We start from the raw sequence: 19,663 nt of genomic DNA on the forward strand, positions 1-19,663 counted from the left end.
GACGCTCACGTACCGCGTCTACAAGGACGGGGCGAGCACCCCCGTCCACACCACGACGGGCTACTCCGTGTTCTGGGACCGGCCGCAGCTGCGGTCGCGCGCTTCGCTCCGCGAAGACAACGCGCCGTCGCTACGCGACGGATACATCGTGATGCTCCGCATCACTGACCCTGCGTCACTCCGTGACGCAGTCGGCCGCTCTGCGGCCGAGCGTACGAGATCCCGCTCCGCGGTCTCTCTCAACGGAGCTCGCTCCGCGAACTCCTAGGCTGGCTATAGGGGCCGGTGGCCGGCCGCGTTCGAGGGCCTTCGGAGTCTTGAATGCTGGGCCTCGAGGTTCCGAACTACTCTCGTTTCGATGAGGTGACCCGAGGTTAGGCGGCTCCTCCATCGTACCCACGGTAGCACTTTCGGGGTGCTTCCTTACGGAAGTGTGGGCAAAAAAGTTACGGGACCTCTGAGTTTTCGGGACGCTCCTCTTTGGCGGGGGTAGCGCCGGCTTCGCGGAAGATACTCTGGATCAACTGGCTTCGTTTCTCGGAGAGTTGGCCGTTCTTCTGGCCGGTGCGGACCTTGCAGAGCCAGGGTCCGATCATGACGCGCTCCCCGTCCACCTCGATCCCCTCCCGGGCTCCGGGAAGGCGGTCGTGACGTTCCACGAAGGCGCGCAGCAATGTGGCTGTCTGTTCGAAGGAGCGGCGCTTTCTGGTCTGGGGAGCGTTGGGCGTGGCGGGGGCGGTGGTGGTCTTCTTCGTCGTGAGGGTGATGTGCTCCGGGGTGAGGCCGAGGTGGGCCAGGAGGTGGCGTTGGCCGGGGTTGAGGGTGTTCCAGGTGGTGAGTTGGCGGTGCAGCCAAGCGCCGGCCTTCACGCCGTCAATCACCTTGTCACGGTGCAGAGTTGTGGGGTCGTGTCCGTCCTGGAGGTGGCGGGCCAGGAGGTGGTACTTGCGGTGCCAGTCAGGTCCGTGAGGGAGGAGCCAGTCGGCGTCGAGGGCGGTGAGGCGGGTGTGGCGGGTTTCGGAGAGTTTGCCTTTGCGGGCGAGGCCGCGTTGGTCGACGAGGAACTGGCCGCCGGGGTCCTGGGCGGGGATGGCGAGGTGGCCGTGTTCGGCGTGGAAGGTCTCGATGAGGGTCATGTTGCCCTCGAAGGCGGCTTCGTTCTCGTCCCAGATCATGCCGAGGTTCTCGAGTTCGGCAGTCCAGTCGGTGGTCAGGGTGCCTCGGCGGTGGGCGGTGCGTTGGCCTGCGATGAATGCTCCCAGGCGGTAGCCGTATGCGTCGGTGTAGTCAGCCGGGGCTTTCAGGTGGCCGTGTTCGGCGTGGTAGCGGGTGGCCGCTGCCAGACCGGCGCGGCGGGGTGCGGAGAGCACCGCGCCGGTGGAGGGCCAGGCCAGCATGTCCATCGCGCGGGCGATCGCCTGGGGGTCGAGGGTGAAGTCGAAGCGGAACCGGCGTGTAAGAAGGCGGTGGGTGGTGTTGTCCAGGCGGTGCGCGGTGGTCTTGCGCGGGGCGCGGGCGGCGATGGTCTGGTCGTGGTGGCGTAGCGCGGCGGTGATGAGCCAGAGGGCTTCGTAGGGAGTGTCGAGGAGGTTGGTGGGGTCGGCGTCGGGTGGGGTGTAAGCGGGGATGATCAGGCTTGCGGTCTTCACGTCGGTGGTGGGGGGTTTGCGTAGGGCGCGGCCTAGGGCCTGGACGATGCGGCGCACGCTTTGCGTGCGGGAGGCGAACACGATCGCGTCCACGGCGGGCAAGTCGATGCCCTCGCCCAGGACTTGGGCGTTGGAAATTACGGCGCGGTCGGCGTTCGCGAAGTGGTCGAGGAGTTTCGCGCGCTGGTCGGGGGTGTGGTTGCCGTTGATCGAGGAGACGGACAGGGTGCCGGCCCAGGAGGGGCGTTGCTCGGGTGGGAGGGTGCGCAGGGTGTGGGGGAACTGGCGGGCGAAGTCTGCGGCGTCGGCGACCTGTTGGAAGTAGACGATCACATGCTTGAGATTGTGTTCGGTCATCGCTTTGAGAACTGCCAGGTGCAGGGCGGTCGTTCGGCGCGCGGTCGGGGCGAAGCCGGTGTGCGCGCCGTGAGGGTCGGTCAGGACGGTGCGCAGGTCGGTGTCGGTGATGGTGGGGACGAGGAGCTGGTAATCAGCGAGGATGCCGTCCTCGATGGCTTGGGCGTGGGTGTAGGTGTGCAGGCGAGGGCCGAACACTTTCGGGTCGTCCATGGAGGCGATCAGGGACGGGGACTCCCACTGTGGTGCGGTCGACGCGGTCCGCTTCGGGGTCGGGCGGGTGTCCGGGGCCTCGGCCAGGCGTGGCGCTTCCCACTCATAGGGTGTGGCGGTTAGGTACAGGCGGCGGTCAGTGCGGATCCGGGAGGAGTCGTGGACCATGGTCCATTCCTTGTCCCAGGAGCCCGCGGTGCGGTGCGCCTCGTCCACGATCGCGAGGTCGAAGGCTGGAGCCGGGAAGACGGAGTGCTGGGTCTCCTCGATCCGCTGGAGGGAGTCCAAGGTGACGAATACCGTCGCCTGCTCGTTCTTCTTGGCGCGCTGGGTCAGCCAGTACGCGAGGTACTCCCCCGATCCTGTACTGCTTGCTCCTGCCTCGGCGAGGGCGGGGTGCTTGTCCGCGTTCAGTGACGACACCGCCATCAAAGACTCGGTCCGGCCGTCCGCGCGGGCCGCGGCCGCCCACTGGCCGATCAGGTCCCTCGAGGGCACCACTACCAGCAGGAACCGGACGTCGAGGGCCTCGGCCGTACGCAGGGCGATCAGTGTCTTGCCTGTGCCGCAGGCGGAGACCATGTGGCCCCGAGTTCCGGGCTTTCTCAGTCCGCGCGCCCCACTGTCCACTGCCGCTTGTTGATCTGGGCGCAGCACCCGGCGGGGAGTGGCGGTGCGAGGGCCGGGGGGTGTGGTCGTGACCTCGGGTTCGGAGGGGGCTGGCATAGGAGTGGGACCTCGGCAGACGGCGGGGAGTGGGCTGTTTTATCCTCTCGTTCCTGGATTGGGCCCAGATAAGGTTGTCTGGCTTCAGGCAGCGAAGCCGATGTTGGACACGTACTCGTACTGGCCCCACTGGGAGCCCAGGTCCGGGAGGACATCGGTGGTCCAGATGTCGTCGAGGGCTCGGAGGTCACCGGTGGCCCACGCGGACACGATGTTCTCCCAGTGGCGCACGTTCACCCTGCGGTACTCGATGACGCGCTGGTGCGGTGTTTGGACTTGGGCCTGGTTGAGAGGGTGGATCTCTACGCGGGTTCCGCCGCTGGAGTTGAGGCGTTTGATGAGGTGGCGGGCTATGTTGTGGCGGCGCACCGTGCGGTAGGCGGTCTCGATGCGTTCCAGGTTGGCTTTCGTGGGGTGTTGTGTGCCGGCCAGCCAGGCTTTCAGGGTGCGGTCGGTGACTGTCAGGCCGGCGGTGCGGGCTGCTTGCAGTTTCCGGGGAGACTTCGTCAGGTAGTGCAGACGCGCCGTCAGGCCACGCGAGGTCGTAATCGGGGTGGCGATGAAGTCGGCTAGGTCGTCCAGACGGCGTGCTACGAGGTCGCTGCCTTTGACGCCTTCGGCGCCGTATTGCCCGAAATCGTGTGTCTGTTCCGGCACTTACCCCGCTCCGCTTCCTTATGGTCCTGGCTGGTAAGCCTACGGGCTCGGGTATGGGTATGGGTGTTCTTGGGGGTAGGCGTCGGCGGCAGGACCGGTTCCTGCGTGATGTCCGTTCCCAGGTGGTTGCATCGCTTTGGAACGTGCTGTTGGAAGGCGGCGTGTTCCAGGGCAGGTCACTGGTAGAGAAAGTCTGTCCACCACACCTCGAGTCCGGCGACCAGGGTGACGGCGTTGTCGGCTGCTTCCCGCCGCTGTGCCACGCTGCACGCGTTGTACACGGTGCTGCCTTCCTCTCGGTGCTTGTGGTATTTGGCGGCGATCCGGATGAAGGTGGCCGAAGGGCGGAAAAGGGTGTCCGCTGCCGCGTCTTCGTCTACGAGTTCTGCGGGAAGCCCGCCGTAGACCTCGGAGGCGATCCAGCAGGACCAGTCCAGCAGTTTGTGTGTCGCGACCGCGTCGTTAGCGATGCGGTCAAGCAGCATCGGGCGGCATTCGGGATCGAAGCATCTGTCCCTCGTGGCGTAGAACAGCTGGTCCAGCACGGCATCGTCCGCACGGCGCGGGAGGTCGGGCAGGCACAGCTCGGAAGGGCTGCTGAACTGCCGTTGTGGAGGTGTTCCATTGGGGTGTGCGTGGTCAGTGCTGGTCATGGTGTTCTCCACGGTCTTCTTGGTAGTGGGTTCCTGCTCCGTCTTCTCGGCCGTGCTGCGGGGCGCGACTGCGGTTCAGGTCGTCATGAGGCGGTGGTAGTCCTCGACCCGCTGGACCAGGTCGTCTTGGGGGATGTGAGTGAAGGTGCTCATCCGTGCGTAGGTGATGCCTTATCAGGCCGGTCAGCGCGAGTTCGTACAGGGCCTGGTCGTTGCGGGCCCTGGCGGCGCCGAGGCTGGCCAGGCCGAGCTCCACAACGTCCGCAGCTGGCGTCGTCCCTTCGATGGCGAGTCGTCACAGGCATCGTCACCAGCAGCCGCTTCCCCTCCGTTTGCTCCCGCCAACCCCCACCTACCCACCCGCCGTCTCCCGGCAACATGATCAACAAGACAGAGGAGCGCAACCAGCCGCGGGCGCCAGTGCCGTCAGCGGATTCCGGCGTTGTCCGCCGCATCAGTGCCCGGTCCATCCATGACGCCCCGCCCGGGATCAGGCAGGCATCGCCGGGGAAACACAGGGCCACAGTGCTCCCGGTCGCCGTCGGCAGTCAGCTGGAAAAGAGGCTCTCAATTTTCCTCATATTCTCTCACTCGGATGTAAACTGTCCCCATGCCCAAGAACATCACGGTGGACGATGTCACCCACACTCAGATCACCCTGCTCGCCCGCGCCTGGGACGTCACCCCCGGGGAGGCGGTGCGCCGGTTGGTCGATCACTTCCAGCGCCCCTCCCCCGCCACAGCCCCATCCGCCCCCGCAGGCAACCGGGTTGCCGTCCATGCCATTTACGACGGAGTGCACATCCCCGGCCTGTACGATCCCGCAACCCAGGCGCTCACGATCACCGAGGGCCCGGCGGCCGGCGCGTACCGCACACCCAGCGGGGCGGCCAGTGCGGTCCTGCAGGCACTCAAGCCGCACGTGAAGCCCAATCGCAACGGCTGGGGCTTCTGGGCTCTCGACGACAGCGGTGAACTCCTTCAGACGCTCCGCCGACGCTAAGCGACCGGCGTCTCCCCGGAACCGCCACGAACTCAATATTGCTCACACCTCTCTGCTTCGCTACTATCGATGCTCATCGTGGTGGTGGCCGTACCGCCGCTTCGCGCACGAGGCTGGGAGCCGCATGTGCACAACGACCGAGACCCGCTGCTGAGCCAACGCTCTGCCCTCATCCTGCTTCTGGGCGTGCTCGTGGGTATCGGCGCCGGAACCGTGGCCGCACTCGGAGACGCCGACCCAGCCACCGCCGTACTGACCGGCGCAAGTGCCTCCGGCGCAGGCGTCATCTTCTTCAACGCCACCATCGCCTAGAGCCCGCCCAGCCTCGGAACAGGGTCCGGTCGCTCGCGCCGACCTCCTCGCCCAGGGCCGCCACCCGTTCGTGCCATGAGAGATATCCCGCCGCCGTCCGTACTGACCTCGTCCACCACCACGGACGACAGATGAGAGAACGCCGCGGAGAACACCGAGAACACGCTGCAATCACACAAAGGGCCATCCTGCCAGCCGGTTATGACGCCCTGTCACCGCTCCACAAGAAGTGGATCAGAGCCCAGGAGAGAGACCGGTGCGCAGCAGCTGCGGGTGGCGTACGACTACGTCACTCCCGAGGTGTGGTCGCCGGGCGGGTTCCCGCTCGGGGTGTGGCTGAAGACGCAGCGCACGGCTTTTAGGGCGGGGCGGTTGGAGCGGGAGCGGGCCGCTGAGCTGGGTGCGCTGGGGATGGTGTGGTCGCACCAGGACCTCGCCTTCGGAGAAGGCCTCGCAGCCGGGCGGAAGTGGGCGAGCGTGCACGGGCATTTCCTGCCGCCGGTGGGGGCGGTGTGGAACGGCTACCCCGTCGGGAACTGGGCCAAAGCACAGCGGGCAGCAGCAAAGCTCGCTGACGAGCTCGAGGCCCGCCGCGCAGCGGGCGAGCCGGTCGGCTCGGAGGCCGGGGCGCTGCCCGAGTCACGGCGGGAGGCGTTGGAGGAGATCGATGCTGAGTGGTGCCCGACCGCGTGGGACAGCGCCTGGCAACGCAACTTCCGGCTCGTACGCATCCACACAGCCGGCGGCGGCACCGTGCCGACCGAGGCCGGCGAGACTCGTTCGGCCAGTTCCACAATCCCGAGCATCTGACGCGCGGAGTCCGCGTCCCGCACGCCCTTGATCGCCGCCTGCGTGCCCAGCAGCGAGCCGCCCAGCGCACCCGCCAAGCCGATGCCTGGTGTGAGAACCGTCGCCCACCCCGGATCGATGGCCCGCTCATGCCCGGGTGATGCCACTCATCAGCGTGTGCGGCGTGGGCGAAAGCCCTGTGTCAGGTCGTCAGGGCCGCCGTCAGCGTCTGCTCGCTCTGCGAACCGCTGAGCACCTTGCCGTTCTCGAAGAAGAAGACGGGTACGCCGGTGATGCCGAGGGAGCGCACCCGGGCCAGCTCGGCCTCCAGTTCGGCGCGTCCGGTGTCGTCGAAGGTGACGCCGGTCTCGTCGGCGAGGCGGGCGAGGACGGCCGGGTCGCCGATGTCGAGGCCTTCGGTGAAGTGGGCCCGGAACAGCCGCTCGGCCATGGGTTCCTGACGTCCCTGGGCGCCGGCAAGGGCGAGCAGCCGGTGGCTCTCGAACGTGTTGGTGGCGAGGGCCCGTTCGTAGTCCAGGGTGAGTCCGTCGCCGCGGGCCTCGGTCGCCATCCACTCGATGCTCTCGCGCACGCCCTGCCCGAGGTGCCGCTCCAGGGCCTCGATCAGCGGGGTGGCCGTGCCCGAGGCGTGGGGTGCGAGCTGGAACGGCAGGAAGGAGATGGTGATCTCCTCTCCCTTGGCGCGCAGTGTGCCGGCCGCCCGGTACAGGCGGGTCACGGCGACGTAGGAGTGGGCGCAGGCGATGTCGATGACTACCTGGACGTTCACGGGGTCTCCTTGGTGAGGGGCTGGTCCGGCCGGGCCGCCAGACGTTCGAGGGTGGGCACGAGTTCGGCGGGGGTGGGTGCGCTGAGGGTGTCCTGGTGCAGGCGGTGCGCGCCCTGTCTGGCCCAGGGGTGGCACAGCACCTGTTGCAGCTTCTCGCGCAGTGCGTCCGGGGTGAGTTCGGTCGGCGGCAGGACGAGGCCGGCGCCGCGCTCGGCGATGTAGCGCGCCTGGCTGATCTCGTCCCAGCGCTCGTTGGGCACGATGACCTGCGGTACGCGGTGGGCCACCGCGGCGGCCACGGTGCCGGCGCCGCCGTGGTGGACGATCGCGGCGCAGCTGGGCAGGACGGCGTTGAGCGGCAGGTAGTCGATGACGCGTACGTTGTCGGGGAGCCGGCCGACCTGGGCCAGCTGGTCGGCGTTGAGGGTCGCGACGAGTTCGATGTCGAGCCCTTCGGCCGCGGCGATCAGGTCGGCGACGGACACGTCGGTGCGGCCGAAGCGCACCAGGGGGCGGCTGGTCTGGCCCAGGGTGAGGCAGACGCGCGGCGACCGAGGGGGCTGGACCAGCCAGGGCGGGAGCACGGTGGAGCCGTTGTAGGGGACCGCGCGCACGGGCAGGTACGTCAGGCCGGGAAGGTCGTGGCGGGCGCGTCGTCCCGTGCGCAGGATGTCCACGGTCCACTGGCCGAGCAGGATCTCCTCGGTGTAGTCGAGGCCGTGGCGGCGCAGCAGCGGGTCCATCCAGGTGATGAGCGGGTCGTGCGCGGGGTCGGTGCCGGTGCGGGCGCAGTCGGCGAGGGACAGGGCCCTGATGTGCGCGACGTTGTCGTTGCCGAAGAGCACCCGTCCGTGGGCGACGCCGGCGGCTCTGGCCGCCATCGCCGCGGGGAAGCACAGGGGGTCCCACAGGACGAGGTCGGGTTCCGTGTCGCGTACGAGGTCGACGAGGTGGTCCACGACGGGGCGGCCGCCGTCGGCGGGGGCGTCCAGCGCGTAGTTCATCGCCCACTGGAAGGCCATGCCGGCGCGGGTGGTCCGCCAGTCGTCGAGGTGCTCGGGGTCCACCGCGAGGGCGTCGGGGGCGAGTTCGGGGTGCTGTCCGGACAGGCGGGCCCGTCCCATGGGCAGCAGGTCCTCCCGCACCCCGAGCGGGACGACGGTGAGGCCGGCCCCGGCGGCCATCTCGGTCATGTCGGGTTTCAGGAGGCCGGGTTGGGTGGCGACGGTCACGGTGTGTCCGGCGGACTGCAGGGCCCAGGCCAGCGGTACGAGGGGATACAGGTGGGACGCGAGGGGGAAGGCGGCGATCAGTACGCGCATGGTTCGGTCCGTTCCGGCCGGGGGGTCAGGGCTGTCTGCAAAGCTGTTCCAGGGCCGCGACGACGGTCGACGGCAGGGGCATCCCGGCGATCTCGTCGGCCAGGTTCCGGGCGGCGGCGCGGTAGGCCGGCTCGCCGACGATGTGGCCGGCGGCCTTGGCGATGGTGCGGGGCGCGTCCTCGTCCTCGCCGAGCACGACGGCGCCGCCGCGGTCGGCGAGGCGGTGGGCGGCGGCGGCGAAGTTGGCGGCCTTCGGCACGATCACCTGCGGTACGCCCGCGTTGGCGGCGGTCAGTGCGGTGACTCCGCCGCCGTGGTGGACGATCACGTCGCAGGTGGGGGCGAGCACGTCGAGCGGGACCCAGCCGATGCGTGCGCCGGTGGTCTCCTGGCGCAGTCCCTGGGCGGCCTTCTCCGGTGCGGCCACGACGAGTTCGGCGCCGAGCGCGGCGAACTCCTCGACCATGGCGCGCAGGAACGTGTAGTTGCGGTCGACCTCCTGGCCGCTGGCGACCCGGCTGCCGGAGGTCAGGCAGATGCGCGGCCGGTCGCCCTTGGTGTACATCCAGGGCTCCAGCTGCCGCTGGGCGTTGCCGGGGGTCCAGCGCATCGGCTGGATCGGCAGGTCGTGGTCGGGGCGGACGGACGGCGGGCTGATGTCGATGAACAGGTCGGGCGCGGGCAGTGCGGTCAGCCCCGCCGCGGCGAGTTCCGGCGCCAGTTCGTCCTCGGCTCCGGCGTCCATCGCCGCGTACTCCATGGCGTCCCACGCGTGTCGTACGCAGGGCACGCCGAGGCGGGTGGCCAGCAGCGGGGCCGCGTAGGACAGGGTGCCGCCGACGACGAGGTCGGGGTGCCAGGCGGCGGACAGCTCGTCGAGCGCGGGCAGGCTGTCGACGGCCATCCGGGCGAACCAGCCGCCTGTGTGGTGCATCTGGGCGGCGGGGGTGGTGGGTACGGGGACGGGGTTCCCGGCGCGGTCCCGCAGGAGGAAGTCGGGGATGGTCTTGGCGGTGACGGGGACGGCGGGCAGGCCGACTCCGGTGATGACCGGGGTCATCTCCTGCGTGGCCGCCATGATCACTTCGTGTCCGGCCTGGCGTGCGGCCGTGGCCAGGGGTGCGAGCGCGAACACGGTGGCCGAGCTGGCCCCCGCGATGAAGAGGATGCGCATGTCGGGTCGTCTCTCCTGGTGGGTCCGGGTCGGTGTGCGGGTCAGCCGCGCCGTGCGGGGGCGAACAGGTCGACGAGGAACGGCGGGAAGGCGCCGCCGGCGGCCGCCGCGGCGACGAACTCCCCCGCGAGTCGTGTGAGTTCGGCCGCGCCGTCGGCGCCGAGGTGCTCGTAGGGCGCGCGGTCGCGCCGGTCGGTGTCGTGCTCCAGGTCCTCGCGCAGGGTGCGGCCCTGTCCGGTGAGGCGGCCGTCGGCGTCCAGGAGTCCGCGCTCGTTCAGGCGCCGCTCGGCGGCCGTCCAGTCCCCCTCGGTCCAGCCCCGCTTGGTCATCACCACGTCGCGCGGCATACCGGTGTCACTGGCGCTGTGCGAGACGAGCGCCTCGATGCCGTCCAGGTCCGCGGCGGTCAGTGCCCCGATGTGGCTGTCGCCGCGGTGTTCGCGCAGCAGGGTGGCCGCGTGCCACAGGGCGAGGTGCGGCTCCTCGGGCACCGGCTGGTCGGCGAGGGCGGCGTACAGGGTCCGCCCGTGGCGGGTGCCGCCCTCCGTGGCGCGCAGCGCCAGCAGCGCGGCCCGGCGCATCGCGGAGGAGCCGATCGCCTCGGGGCCGAGGACGCGGCGCAGGGTGAGGTCGGCGGCGCGGGTCCGGGCGGCCGTCGCCTCCTCGGGCGTGATGCGCTGCCACAGGGCGGGCAGGTGCCCGCCGATCATGTCGTGCCGGAAGCTGTAGAACGCGGCGGTGACGACGCCGGGGCCGACCGGCCCGAGTGCGGCGGCGCGGCCGGCCAGGTAGCAGGCCATGGGGTCGGTCACGCCGAACGCCGCCATCTCCCCGTCGTGGTCCGGGCTGAAGTAGACCGTGGAGTGGATGGTGTTGAGCACGCTCTGGCACTGCCGTACGGGCAGCTGCGTGGGCATGAGCGGGGTCCTCCTGACGGGGTGGGGTGCGGGCGGACACTGCGACGGCCGGCCCGTGGGTCCGGGCCGGCCGTCGAGAGGGTGTGGGCCGCCGGCGGGTCAGGCCTGGTAGGGGCGGGTGGCGCGGGCGTACCGCAGGGTCTCGCCCCACCAGGACAGCTGGTCGAGCAGGCCCTTGGCGGCGGCCTCGCTGCCCTCGGGGCTGACCGCCTCGCCGTCCTCGTGGAAGCTGGTCCAGGCGTTGTGGAAGCTGAGCATGTCGCGCACCGTGATGGCGTGCAGCTCGGCGAAGATCTGCCGCAGGTGCTCCGCGGCGCGCAGGCCGCCGCCCATGCCGCCGTAGGAGATCAGGCCGACGGGCTTGGCCTCCCACGGCGCCTTGTACCAGTTGATCGTGTTGGCCAGGGCGGGCGCGACGGTGTGGTTGTACTCGGGCGTGACGACGACGAAGGCGTCGGCCGCGCCGAGGCGCTCGCCGAGCGCGGCGTGGATCTCGGCGGTCCGCGCGTCGGGCTTCTGCCCGAACGACGGCATGACCAGCGGCAGCGGGAACTCGGCGAGGTCGATGAGGTCGACGTCGAGGTCGGTCCGCTGCTCGGCCTGGCCGGCGAACCACCGGGCGACGGTCGGGCCGAACCGGCCGTCCCTGACACTGCCGATGATGACGGCCAGCTTGAGGGGGGCGTTGCTCATGGGTTTCCTTCCTACGGCGCACGGTGCGTGCGTCTGGTGTGTGGGGGTGCGTGCGGGGTCGGGCGGTTCAGGCCGACGGAGACCAGTCGGGCTCGGCGGTGATCTCCAGGACGGCGCAGCCGAAGGTGAATCCGCTGCCGAGGCCGCACAGGGCGATCCGGTCGCCGATGTGCACCCGGCGGGTCTCGAAGAGGTGGGCGAGGGCGGCCAGTTGGTCGCCGGCGCCGATGTGGCCGACGTCGCGGCCCCAGTCCCAGCAGGTGCGGGAGAAGCCGATGCCCTGTTCGGTGAGGCGGAACATGCGGTCGGCGGCCTGCCGGCCGAGGTTCGGCAGCACCAGGACCTCAAGGTCGTCGAGGCTCGTCTTGGCGTCGGCCAGCGCGATCCGCAGGGCTTCCGCGTTGCCGCCGAGCAGGGTCTGCGAGACGGCGTGCCCGGGCTGCGCGTCGGTGCGCAGGTACCCCTCCTTGCGGGCGCGCAGGTCGACGGGCCAGCCGGCCTCGCCGGGGGTCGTCGTCCACTGCTGGCCGGCCCGGTGGATCTCCTCGTGCGTGGCGTCGCCGACCAGGGACGTCGACAGGACGCGGGCGACGCCGTGGCCGCGGGTCACCAGCATGGCCGCGCTGCCGTCGGCGCGGACCGTGCCCTGGTCGGAGCGGTAGCGGTCGAAGACGGGCAGGGGGTAGGTGTCGCCGGTGGTGATCAGCACCGCCGACGACGACGCGGCCGAAGTGACGTGTGCGGCGGCCAGGTTGAGGGCGACGAGCGCGCCGTTGGAGGCCTGCTTCACCTCGAAGGCGGCGGCGCGCCCGCCGACGGTCCGGTTCTGTATGTAGGCGGCGGGGCTCCAGTGGTCGATGCCCTGGAAGCCGACGCTCGCGTGCATGAGCAGTTCCACGTCGGCGCCGGTGCGGCCGGAGCGCTCCATCGCGAGGCGGCCCGCGGCCACGGCCATGTCGGCGGGGTTCTGTCCGTCGGCCGCGACGCTGATGTGGGCGTAGTCCTGAAGCTCGGCCTCCCGCGCGTCGCAGCGCCCTTGGCGGACGGCGTCGGCGACGCTCTCGGGCGGGGCGAGGGATGCCGCCGCCGCGGAGATGTAGACGTCACTCCACTGCACTTGCTTCACCTGTCCAGGGTTGGGGGACAAAGGAGGGGATCGGGGGTGCGCGGCCGGGTGCTCAGTCCGTGCTCGCGTTGTGCTTGGCGAGCGGGGCGGCCGGTCGGGTCGCCTGGGGCGTGTTCCCGTCCGCGAGGGGGACGTCCTTGAGGAACCAGGCGGTGACGAAGCCGGCGGCGGCGATCACCGCGGCCAGGACGAAGGCCTTGTGCGAGCCGCTGACCACGGCGTGGGTGTAGGTCGAGCGGGCGGCCTCGGACATGCGGGCCAGCGAGGCGGCGTCCAGTTGGGCGTGCGCTCCGTTCGCCCCGGTGTCGATGGAGGAGGTGAACACGGTGCCCATCACGGCGACGCCGAAGGCACCGCCGATGGTGCGGATGAGGGTGGCGGTGGAGGAGGCCACGCCGAGGTCGCGCGCCTCCACGTTGTTCTGCGAGACGAGCAGCGTGGTGCGGGTGATGAACCCGGCGCCGGCGCCGTAGACCACCATGTACAGCGAGGAGGTGACTGCGGAGGTGCCAGCTCCCATCAGGGCGAACAGGGCGAGGCCGATGGTCATCAGGGCGGTGCCGATCAGTACGTAGCGACTGAAGCGACCGCTTTCCGTGATCCGTCGGCCGCCGATCATGCCGACGGCTGTCATCGCGATGACCACCGGGAGCAGCAGCAGGCCGGAGTCGGTGGCCGAGGCGCCCTGGACGCTCTGCTGGAACACCGGCAGGTAGGTCATCGCGCCGAACATGACGAAGCCGGCGAAGAAGCCGACCCCTGTGATCAGGGAGAAGTTGGAGCTGCGGAACACCCGCAGCGGGATGACCGGTTCGGCGGCCCGGCGCTCGGCCGCCACGAACGCGGCGAGGGCGAGCGCCCCGAGGACGGCCAGCCCGACGATGGGCGCCGAGGCCCAGGCGTAGCGCGTTCCGCCCCAGGTGGACAGCAGGACGAGGGAGACGATGCTGACGGTCAGCAGTGCGGCCCCGAGGTAGTCGATCCTGGCCTTGGCCCGCTTCTTGGGCAGCTTGAGCACGAGCGCCAGGGTGATCAGGACGACGATGCCGATCGGTACGTTGATGTAGAAGGCCCAGCGCCAGCCGAGGTGGTCGGTGATCACGCCGCCGACGAGGGGTCCGGCGACCATGGAGACGCCCATGACCGTGGCCAGCATGCCTTGGTAGCGGCCGCGTTCCCGCATGGGGATGAGGTCGCCGATGGTGGCGAGGGCGCCGACCATGAGGCCGCCGCCGCCCAGGCCCTGCAGGGCGCGCAGGGCGATCAGCTGGCCCATGTCCTGGGACATCCCGGCGAGCGCCGAGCCGGCCAGGAAGATGACCACGGACGTGAGGAAGATGCCCTTGCGTCCGTACATGTCGCCGAGCTTGCCCCAGATCGGCGTGGAGGCCGCGGTGGTGAGGGTGTAGGCGGTGACGACCCACGACAGGTGGTCGAGGCCGCCGAGGTCGGCGACGATCGTCGGCATCGCGGTGCCGACGATCAGGCCGTCGAGCATCGCCAGCACCATGGCAGTCATGAGGGCTGCCAGGATCCAGTACAGCTGCCGTACGGGAGGCTTCACTTCATTCGTCGTCACACCGTTCTCCAAGGTGGGGGGGTGGATCCGTCGCTTCAACACCGACGCTCCACCCTCAAGTGCGCTTGAGGTCAAGCACGCGTGTTCACATCACCGGGGTGCCGTCCGGTCCGGGACCGTCGGCCCAGACGAGACGGAAGCCCCACTCGCGCAGCCGCCAGCCGTTCCGGGTGCGCACGGCCTCGCCGCTGTAGTAGCCGCCGATGTCGAACAGCGGGCCGATCCGGTCCGCCTGCCCGGGCAGCGGCGCGTGGACATGGGTGGCGACCACGTGCATCCGCACCCGTGCCGTGTCGCCGGCCAGGGCGATGTCGTGACTGGCGCCCACGTGCAGCGTCCGGTCGAACCTGACCTTGGCCGCGTGGTGGAATTCGGCGACCTTCTCGATGCCTTTCACCGTACCGATCGGAAAATGCATCCGAACATCCTCGGTGAATATCGTGGACGGCCAGCTGCTGTCGAATCCGTTCTCGTCCTGGATATCGAGGAGAACGATATAACGATCGATGAGCCGGCTGATTTCGGCACGATCGCTCAACTCGCGCACCGTGCTCTGCAGCTCCTCTATCTCTGCGGCGAACCGCCGGAGGGGGAGCGCGACATCTTGCTGGCCTTTTTCGGCTACACCCATCCCGAATAACTCCCTTGACATTGGGTTCAGCTGGTCAGGAGTCACGCGGAATCAACTATGCCCCCCTCATTCCGCACCCGTTGACCCTTCCAGGATCCCGGAGTCGGCAACCCGTATCAATAGCGCCCATTACAGAGCTCTGTCATTTTTCGAGGAACTACGTCAGAGAAGTGTCAGACAGTGCGCGTCAGTCGATTCCCCGGAAGATGCAGCGGTCGGGGACCTCCTGCTCCTCCCCCGCCAGCAGCGCCGGCCGTGTCCCGTCCTCTTCCTGCCGTGCTTGCGTGTCCATCGTTCCTCCCGGTGACGTTGACGGTGGGCGGTGCTGCCTGCGTGCGCACGAGACAGTCCTCCAGAAAGCCGATGGCCCTCAGGTGGTAACTGCGCGCCGCCCAGCCGAGGCTGATGTTGTGGCCCGCGTTCGGCTGGTGGTCGACGCTCACGTCGGCCGCGGACAGCGGGCGGCGCAGTTCGGCGAGGGCGTCCTCGTCGAACTCCCACCACCTCTCCTGCTCCGCGAACGTGAAGCGGACCGGCACGGTGACGAACGCCGCGATGCCCGGGTACAGGTCCGGCCACAGCGGCCCCTGATGGGACTCGTGCAGCGGCACGGGCGAGATCAGGTCGCGGGCGAGCCGGAAGGCGTCGGGCGGGTAGAGGCGCAGCGAGCCCCAGTGCCGGCGCCAGTCGCCGTGCCCGTCGAGGCCGGGCAGCTGGTGCGGGCCGACGGCGAGCCGGCTGCCGAGACCGGAGATGTCGAGGCCCAGCAGCGCGCCGCCCTCGTCGGCCGCCGCGGCGGCCAGGGCGAGCTTGCCCCCGTTGGAGTGTGCGAGCAGGAAGAAGCCCGCTCCCACGTCGTGCCTCTCGGCGAAGGCGGCCAGGATCCCGTGCAGGGTGGTGGCCTGGTCGGTGACCGTCTGGCCGTCCGGCAGGTGCTCGGCGGAGCGCCCGTAGCCGGGCCGGTCGACGGCCAGCACGGTGTAGCCGAGCTGCGCCCCGAGGGCCAGCAGGGACAGTCCGGGGCGGGCGCGGCTGTCGAAGTAGGCGGCGCTCATGCCGCCGCCGTGGATCGCGACGACGACCGCCCGGGGCGCTCCGGCCGGCTCGGCGAGCAGCGCCGAGTACGGGATGCCGTCCACGTCGAGGACGAGTTCGCTTACCTCCGGAGCACCGGAAGTGCGGGGATCGGTCATGAAGTCCAGGCTCCTGGGTGCTCAAGGGCCGGGTGGTGGTGCGGCCGTGCCGGTCAGCGCGGTCTGCGCAGCGGCGCGGCGGCGGCCACGCTCCAGGCGATACGTCGGCGTACGAGTTCGTGGATCGGGGCGCACGCTCCGGTGCTCCGGGTCCCGGCCTTCGGCCGGTCCGGCTGCGCCCTGGCGGTGTCAGCCACGGCGCACCGCCGCCGAGGCACCGATGTCGCGGACCAGGCGGGCCTGGTGCAGGGTGTCGTCGTCGCCGCGCGCCTTGTCGGCCACCGACCGGACGAACGACCTTACGACCGCGGCGACTTGGTCGGCGGCGGGCAGGACTTCCGTCCGTGTTCCGGAGCGGAGCTCGACGCGTACCTGCGGCCGGTGGCCGGCGGGGGGTGTGAAGGCCCGGTCGACGGTGATGCGTCCGGCGCTCCCCCACAGCAGGTAGCGCGAGCTGTAGCCGTGGTCGAGGCCGAACGTGAGGTGGGCCGTGACCCCGTCGGGGCGCCTGAGCAGCGCGGAGCCCGCGGTGTCCACGGTGTGTCCGGCGGTGCCGTGCAGCGTGGCGCCGACGACGTCCAGCTCGGGGCCGAGGAAGTGCAGCGCCGCGCGGACCGGGTAGACGCCGGTGTCGAGGAGGGCGCCGCCGCCGAGCCCGGCGTCGTATCGGATGTCGGTGCCGGGCAGCTTCGGGATCGCGAACTCGGCCTGGAAGGAGCGCAGTTCACCGATCAGGCCGTCGGCGACCCATTGCCGTACCGTCGCGTGCTGCGGGTGGTGGACGAACAGCACGTTCTCGGTGAGGACCAGGTGCGACTCGGCGGCCAGGGCGAGCAGGTCGCGGGTGCGTTCCAGGTCCGTGGTGAGCGGCTTCTCCGCGAGGACGTGCTTGCCCGCGCGCAGCGCGGCCTCGGTCCAGGTGGCGTGCAGCGCGGCGGGCAGCGGGATGTAGACCGCGTCCACGTCGGAGCGCTCGAGCAGCGCGGCGTAGCCGTGCACCGGGCGGGTGCCGAAACGCCCGGCGGCCTCGCGGGCCCGTGCCGCGTCCCGGCTGGCGACGGCAGCGATCTCGACGTCGTCGGCCGCGGCCATGGCCGGCAGCATGCGGCGCAGCGCGATGTCCGCGCAGCCCAGGACTCCGATCCTCAGGGGTGGTCTCACGCCGGGGTCCGCATCGCGTTGAGGCAGGCCAGCAGGGTGCGGCCCTGCACGTTGACGTAGTGCCCGTGCCGGACGAGCGAGGTGAGCTGGGCGGGCGTGACCCAGCGGTAGCCGGGCGGCGCGTCCAGCGGTGCCGTGTCCTCGTCGGCCTCGACGATCAGGTAGCGGCTCTCGGCGTTGAGGAACCGGCCGCCCTCCTCGGCGTGCACGGCCGCGTAGCGGATCCGGTCGGCGGGCGCGTCGAGGACGAGGTCGAGGAACGGCGGCCGGTCCCCGCCGTGCAGGTGGGCGTAGTTGCCCGGGGTGTACTGGACGGTGGGGCCGAGCTCCGTCGTGTCGAGGAACCCGGCCTCGACGCGCGCGTGCGCCAGGACGTGCGGTACGCCGTCGAAGGTGCGGGTCAGGAAGGCGGCGACACCGAGTCCGACCGGCTCGAACAGGGGCTGCGTCCAGCCGGTGACCTCGCGGCTGCCGGCCTCGACGCGGACGGCGACGACGTCGAAGTAGCGGCCGTCGCGGTGGCTGACGGTGTGCTCGTCCTGCGTCCAGCCGGGCAGGTCCTTCAGCGGGACGCGCTGGACGGCCAGGTCGTGGCGGGCCCGCTCGGCGGTGAACCAGGACAGCAGCTCGGTGTCCGAGTGCAGGGCCGCGTCCGTGTCGTCCGGGAACGGCGCGCAGGCGAGCACCGTGCGCGCGTCCATGTTCACCACGTTGTCGCGGCGCAGGAGCTGACCGATCTGGCCGAGGGTCAGCCAGACGAAGTCGTCGTGCAGGGGCACCTCGCCCCGCGCCTCGACGATCATGTTGCGGTTGCTCTTGTGCAGGAACCAGGAGCCGTGTTCGGACTGGAGCGCGTCGGCGAGGACGCGGCCGCGGTCCGATTGCACGAAGTACTCGATGTACTTCACGTCGGCGCCCTTGTGCACCTTGGTGTAGTTGCTGCGGGTGGCCTGCACGGTCGGCGACAGCTGGAGCAGGTTGGGGTTGCCCGGCTCCATCTTGGCCTGCATCAGGAAGTGCAGGACGCCGTCGAACTCCTTGACGACGATGCCGAGGATCCCGACCTCGGGCTGCTTGATGACCGGCTGGTGCCAGGTCGCGTCGTCCGCGCCGACCCGCAGGCCCTCCACGGAGAAGAAGCGGCCGCTGGCGTGGACGAGATTGCCGGTGCCCTCCTCGAAGGACCAACCCTCGAGCTCGCCGAACGGGATCTTCTCGACGGCGAAGCGGTGCGCGCGGCGGCGGCCGTCCAGCCACGGCGTGACCTCCTCGGTGCGCAGGTGCGCTCCGGTGGTGGCGGCGGCCGAGCGGGCGATCCGGGCGGGCAGGCCGGGGTCGTGGCGGGCGGTGAGAAGCGTCTCGGCGGCGGGCGCGGTCACGAGTTGGCCTCCACGAATTCCTTCACCGAGGCGATCATGTAGTCGAGCATCTCGTCGGTCAGCCCCGGGTAGACGCCGATCCAGAAGGTCTGCTCGGTGATGATGTCGCTGTTGGCGAGGTCGCCCACGATGCGGTGCGGCTGGTCGTGGTAGGCCGGGTGGCGGGTCAGGTTGCCGGCGAACAGGCGGCGGGTGCCGATCTTGCGGTCCTCCAGGAAGTCGACCAGCGCGGCCCGGCTGAACGGCGCGTCCGGCTCGACGGTGAGCACGAAGCCGAACCAGCTGGGGTCGCTGTTCTCGGTGGCCCGCGGCAGGATCAGGTGCGGCACGTCGGCCAGACCGTCGCGCAGCCGCTGCCAGTTGGCCTTGCGGGCCTCGATGAAGCCGTCGAGCTTGCCCAGCTGGGTCAGGCCGAGCGCGGCCTGCAGGTCGGTCGCCTTCAGGTTGTATCCGACGTGCGAGAAAATGTACTTGTGGTCGTAGCCGGCCGGCAGCGTGCCCATCTGGTACTTGAACCGCTTGAGGCACTTGTTGGACTCGCCCGGCTCGCACCAGCAGTCCCGGCCCCAGTCGCGCAGCGACTCCACGATCCGCGCGAGGGCCAGGTTCGAGGTGAGGACGCAGCCGCCCTCGCCCATCGTCAGGTGGTGCGCCGGGTAGAAGCTGACCGTCGTCAGGTCGCCGAAGGTGCCGGTGAGCTTGCCGTCGTAGAGCGCGCCGACGGCGTCGCAGTTGTCCTCGATGAGGAACAGGTCGTGGTCCTCGGCGAGCTGGGCTATCTCCGCGACCTCGAAGGGGTTGCCGAGCGCATGGGCGATGATGATGGCCCGGGTCCTGGGGCCGATGGCCTGGGCGACCCGGTCGGCGGTCGTGTTGTAGGTGCCCAGGTCGACGTCGACGAAGACCGGCACGAGGCCGTTCTGCAGGATCGGGTTGACGGTGGTCGGGAATCCGGCGGCCACCGTGATGACCTCGTCGCCGGGGCGCAGCCGCCGGTCCTCCAGCAGGTGCGAGGTCAGCGCCGTCGTCGCCAGCAGGTTCGCGGACGAGCCCGAGTTCGTCAGATGCGCCTTGCGCCGTTTCAGGCGCCGCGCGAACCGGGACTCGAACTGGCGCGAGCTGCGGCCCGCCGCGATCCGCATCTCCAGGGCCGCCTCGACCAGGGCGACCCGGTCGTCCTCCTCGAGGACCGCGCCGGAGGGCCAGATCTCCGTCACCCCGGGCACGAAGACACCGTCGGGCCGGGTGTCCTGGTGGTACTTGCGGACCTCGTCGAGTACGAGTTCCTTGTGGACGCTCATCGTTGACTTCCTGACTTGTGAGGCGGGAAAAGGGTTTC

At 70.2% G+C, this 19,663-nt stretch carries 20 protein-coding genes; 4 read left to right on the plus strand and 16 right to left on the minus strand.

Translation table 11 applies throughout. The features are described 5' to 3' along the window. Window positions 1-446: 446 nt before the first annotated feature. From ABZ564_RS23525 to ABZ564_RS23535, 3 genes are all read right to left on the minus strand, one after another. Window positions 447-2,945 carry a Helicase associated domain protein gene (locus ABZ564_RS23525; RefSeq protein WP_360859813.1) on the minus strand — a complete coding sequence of 833 codons (2,499 nt, stop codon included), beginning with the start codon at window positions 2,943-2,945 and terminating at the stop codon, window positions 447-449. A gap of 84 nt (window positions 2,946-3,029) precedes the next feature. Beyond that, window positions 3,030-3,602 (minus strand): transcriptional regulator, encoded by a 573-nt coding sequence (locus tag ABZ564_RS23530; RefSeq protein ID WP_360859816.1) that lies wholly within the window; start codon window positions 3,600-3,602, stop codon window positions 3,030-3,032. A 176-nt stretch (window positions 3,603-3,778) separates the two neighbouring features. Beyond that, on the minus strand, window positions 3,779-4,255 hold the full coding sequence (locus ABZ564_RS23535) for a hypothetical protein (RefSeq protein WP_360859819.1): 477 nt from the start codon (window positions 4,253-4,255) through the stop codon (window positions 3,779-3,781). A 610-nt stretch (window positions 4,256-4,865) separates the two neighbouring features. Between ABZ564_RS23535 and ABZ564_RS23540 the strand changes: the two genes are divergently transcribed. The 3 genes from ABZ564_RS23540 (at window position 4,866) to ABZ564_RS23550 (ending at window position 6,380) form a co-directional block, all read left to right on the plus strand. Further along, the gene (locus tag ABZ564_RS23540) at window positions 4,866-5,258 is read left to right on the plus strand and encodes a hypothetical protein (RefSeq protein ID WP_360859822.1); all 393 of its coding nucleotides are present in this window, start codon (window positions 4,866-4,868) and stop codon (window positions 5,256-5,258) included. A 69-nt stretch (window positions 5,259-5,327) separates the two neighbouring features. Then, window positions 5,328-5,570: a hypothetical protein gene (locus ABZ564_RS23545; protein WP_360859826.1), complete on the plus strand. Its 243-nt coding sequence runs from the start codon at window positions 5,328-5,330 to the stop codon at window positions 5,568-5,570. A gap of 273 nt (window positions 5,571-5,843) precedes the next feature. Continuing rightward, window positions 5,844-6,380, plus strand: coding sequence for a helicase associated domain-containing protein (locus ABZ564_RS23550; RefSeq protein WP_360859829.1), 537 nt, complete (start codon window positions 5,844-5,846; stop codon window positions 6,378-6,380). A gap of 181 nt (window positions 6,381-6,561) precedes the next feature. Here the strand turns inward: ABZ564_RS23550 and ABZ564_RS23555 are convergent, their stop codons facing one another. The 8 genes from ABZ564_RS23555 to ABZ564_RS23590 all read right to left on the minus strand — a co-directional run bounded on the left by ABZ564_RS23555 (window position 6,562) and on the right by ABZ564_RS23590 (window position 14,480). Continuing rightward, window positions 6,562-7,149, minus strand: a complete 588-nt coding sequence (locus tag ABZ564_RS23555; protein ID WP_360859832.1) for a DsbA family oxidoreductase — start codon at window positions 7,147-7,149, stop codon at window positions 6,562-6,564. Continuing rightward, window positions 7,146-8,471, minus strand: a complete 1,326-nt coding sequence (locus ABZ564_RS23560) for a nucleotide disphospho-sugar-binding domain-containing protein (protein WP_360859836.1) — start codon at window positions 8,469-8,471, stop codon at window positions 7,146-7,148. The genes ABZ564_RS23555 and ABZ564_RS23560 overlap by 4 nt, the downstream gene beginning before the upstream one ends. A 25-nt stretch (window positions 8,472-8,496) precedes the next feature. Continuing rightward, window positions 8,497-9,645: a nucleotide disphospho-sugar-binding domain-containing protein gene (locus ABZ564_RS23565; protein WP_360859839.1), complete on the minus strand. Its 1,149-nt coding sequence runs from the start codon at window positions 9,643-9,645 to the stop codon at window positions 8,497-8,499. Window positions 9,646-9,686: 41 nt separating this feature from the next. Further along, window positions 9,687-10,562 (minus strand): hypothetical protein, encoded by an 876-nt coding sequence (locus ABZ564_RS23570; protein ID WP_360859842.1) that lies wholly within the window; start codon window positions 10,560-10,562, stop codon window positions 9,687-9,689. Window positions 10,563-10,661: 99 nt separating this feature from the next. Further along, window positions 10,662-11,255 (minus strand): NAD(P)H-dependent oxidoreductase, encoded by a 594-nt coding sequence (locus ABZ564_RS23575; RefSeq protein WP_360859845.1) that lies wholly within the window; start codon window positions 11,253-11,255, stop codon window positions 10,662-10,664. A 67-nt stretch (window positions 11,256-11,322) separates the two neighbouring features. Further along, the gene (locus ABZ564_RS23580; RefSeq protein WP_360859847.1) at window positions 11,323-12,381 is read right to left on the minus strand and encodes a ketoacyl-ACP synthase III family protein; all 1,059 of its coding nucleotides are present in this window, start codon (window positions 12,379-12,381) and stop codon (window positions 11,323-11,325) included. Between the two features lie 52 nt (window positions 12,382-12,433). After that, a complete protein-coding gene (locus ABZ564_RS23585; protein WP_360859986.1) occupies window positions 12,434-13,900 on the minus strand; it encodes an MDR family MFS transporter in 1,467 nt (488 codons plus the stop codon). A 145-nt stretch (window positions 13,901-14,045) separates the two neighbouring features. Then, a complete protein-coding gene (locus tag ABZ564_RS23590; RefSeq protein ID WP_360859989.1) occupies window positions 14,046-14,480 on the minus strand; it encodes a nuclear transport factor 2 family protein in 435 nt (144 codons plus the stop codon). Between ABZ564_RS23590 and ABZ564_RS23595 the strand changes: the two genes are divergently transcribed. After that, window positions 14,373-14,600, plus strand: a complete 228-nt coding sequence (locus ABZ564_RS23595) for a hypothetical protein (protein ID WP_360859995.1) — start codon at window positions 14,373-14,375, stop codon at window positions 14,598-14,600. The two genes, ABZ564_RS23590 and ABZ564_RS23595, sit on opposite strands and share 108 nt — an antisense overlap. A gap of 164 nt (window positions 14,601-14,764) precedes the next feature. On the opposite strand, the gene ABZ564_RS23600 is transcribed toward ABZ564_RS23595, so the two are convergent. The 5 genes from ABZ564_RS23600 to rfbH are packed head-to-tail and all read right to left on the minus strand — an operon-like array spanning window position 14,765 to window position 19,625. Then, on the minus strand, window positions 14,765-15,784 hold the full coding sequence (locus tag ABZ564_RS23600; protein WP_360859850.1) for an alpha/beta fold hydrolase: 1,020 nt from the start codon (window positions 15,782-15,784) through the stop codon (window positions 14,765-14,767). Window positions 15,785-15,837: 53 nt separating this feature from the next. After that, window positions 15,838-15,981 (minus strand): hypothetical protein, encoded by a 144-nt coding sequence (locus ABZ564_RS23605; protein WP_360859853.1) that lies wholly within the window; start codon window positions 15,979-15,981, stop codon window positions 15,838-15,840. Beyond that, the gene (locus ABZ564_RS23610) at window positions 15,974-16,945 is read right to left on the minus strand and encodes a Gfo/Idh/MocA family oxidoreductase (RefSeq protein WP_360859855.1); all 972 of its coding nucleotides are present in this window, start codon (window positions 16,943-16,945) and stop codon (window positions 15,974-15,976) included. The genes ABZ564_RS23605 and ABZ564_RS23610 overlap by 8 nt, the downstream gene beginning before the upstream one ends. Beyond that, a complete protein-coding gene (locus ABZ564_RS23615; protein WP_360859858.1) occupies window positions 16,942-18,324 on the minus strand; it encodes an NDP-hexose 2,3-dehydratase family protein in 1,383 nt (460 codons plus the stop codon). Before ABZ564_RS23615 ends, ABZ564_RS23610 begins: the two co-directional genes overlap by 4 nt. Next, on the minus strand, window positions 18,321-19,625 hold the full coding sequence (gene rfbH / locus ABZ564_RS23620; protein WP_360859861.1) for a lipopolysaccharide biosynthesis protein RfbH: 1,305 nt from the start codon (window positions 19,623-19,625) through the stop codon (window positions 18,321-18,323). The genes ABZ564_RS23615 and rfbH overlap by 4 nt, the downstream gene beginning before the upstream one ends. Window positions 19,626-19,663: the final 38 nt, after the last annotated feature.

The organism is Streptomyces sp. NPDC019224, assembly GCF_040632605.1.
Classification (GTDB): domain Bacteria; phylum Actinomycetota; class Actinomycetes; order Streptomycetales; family Streptomycetaceae; genus Streptomyces.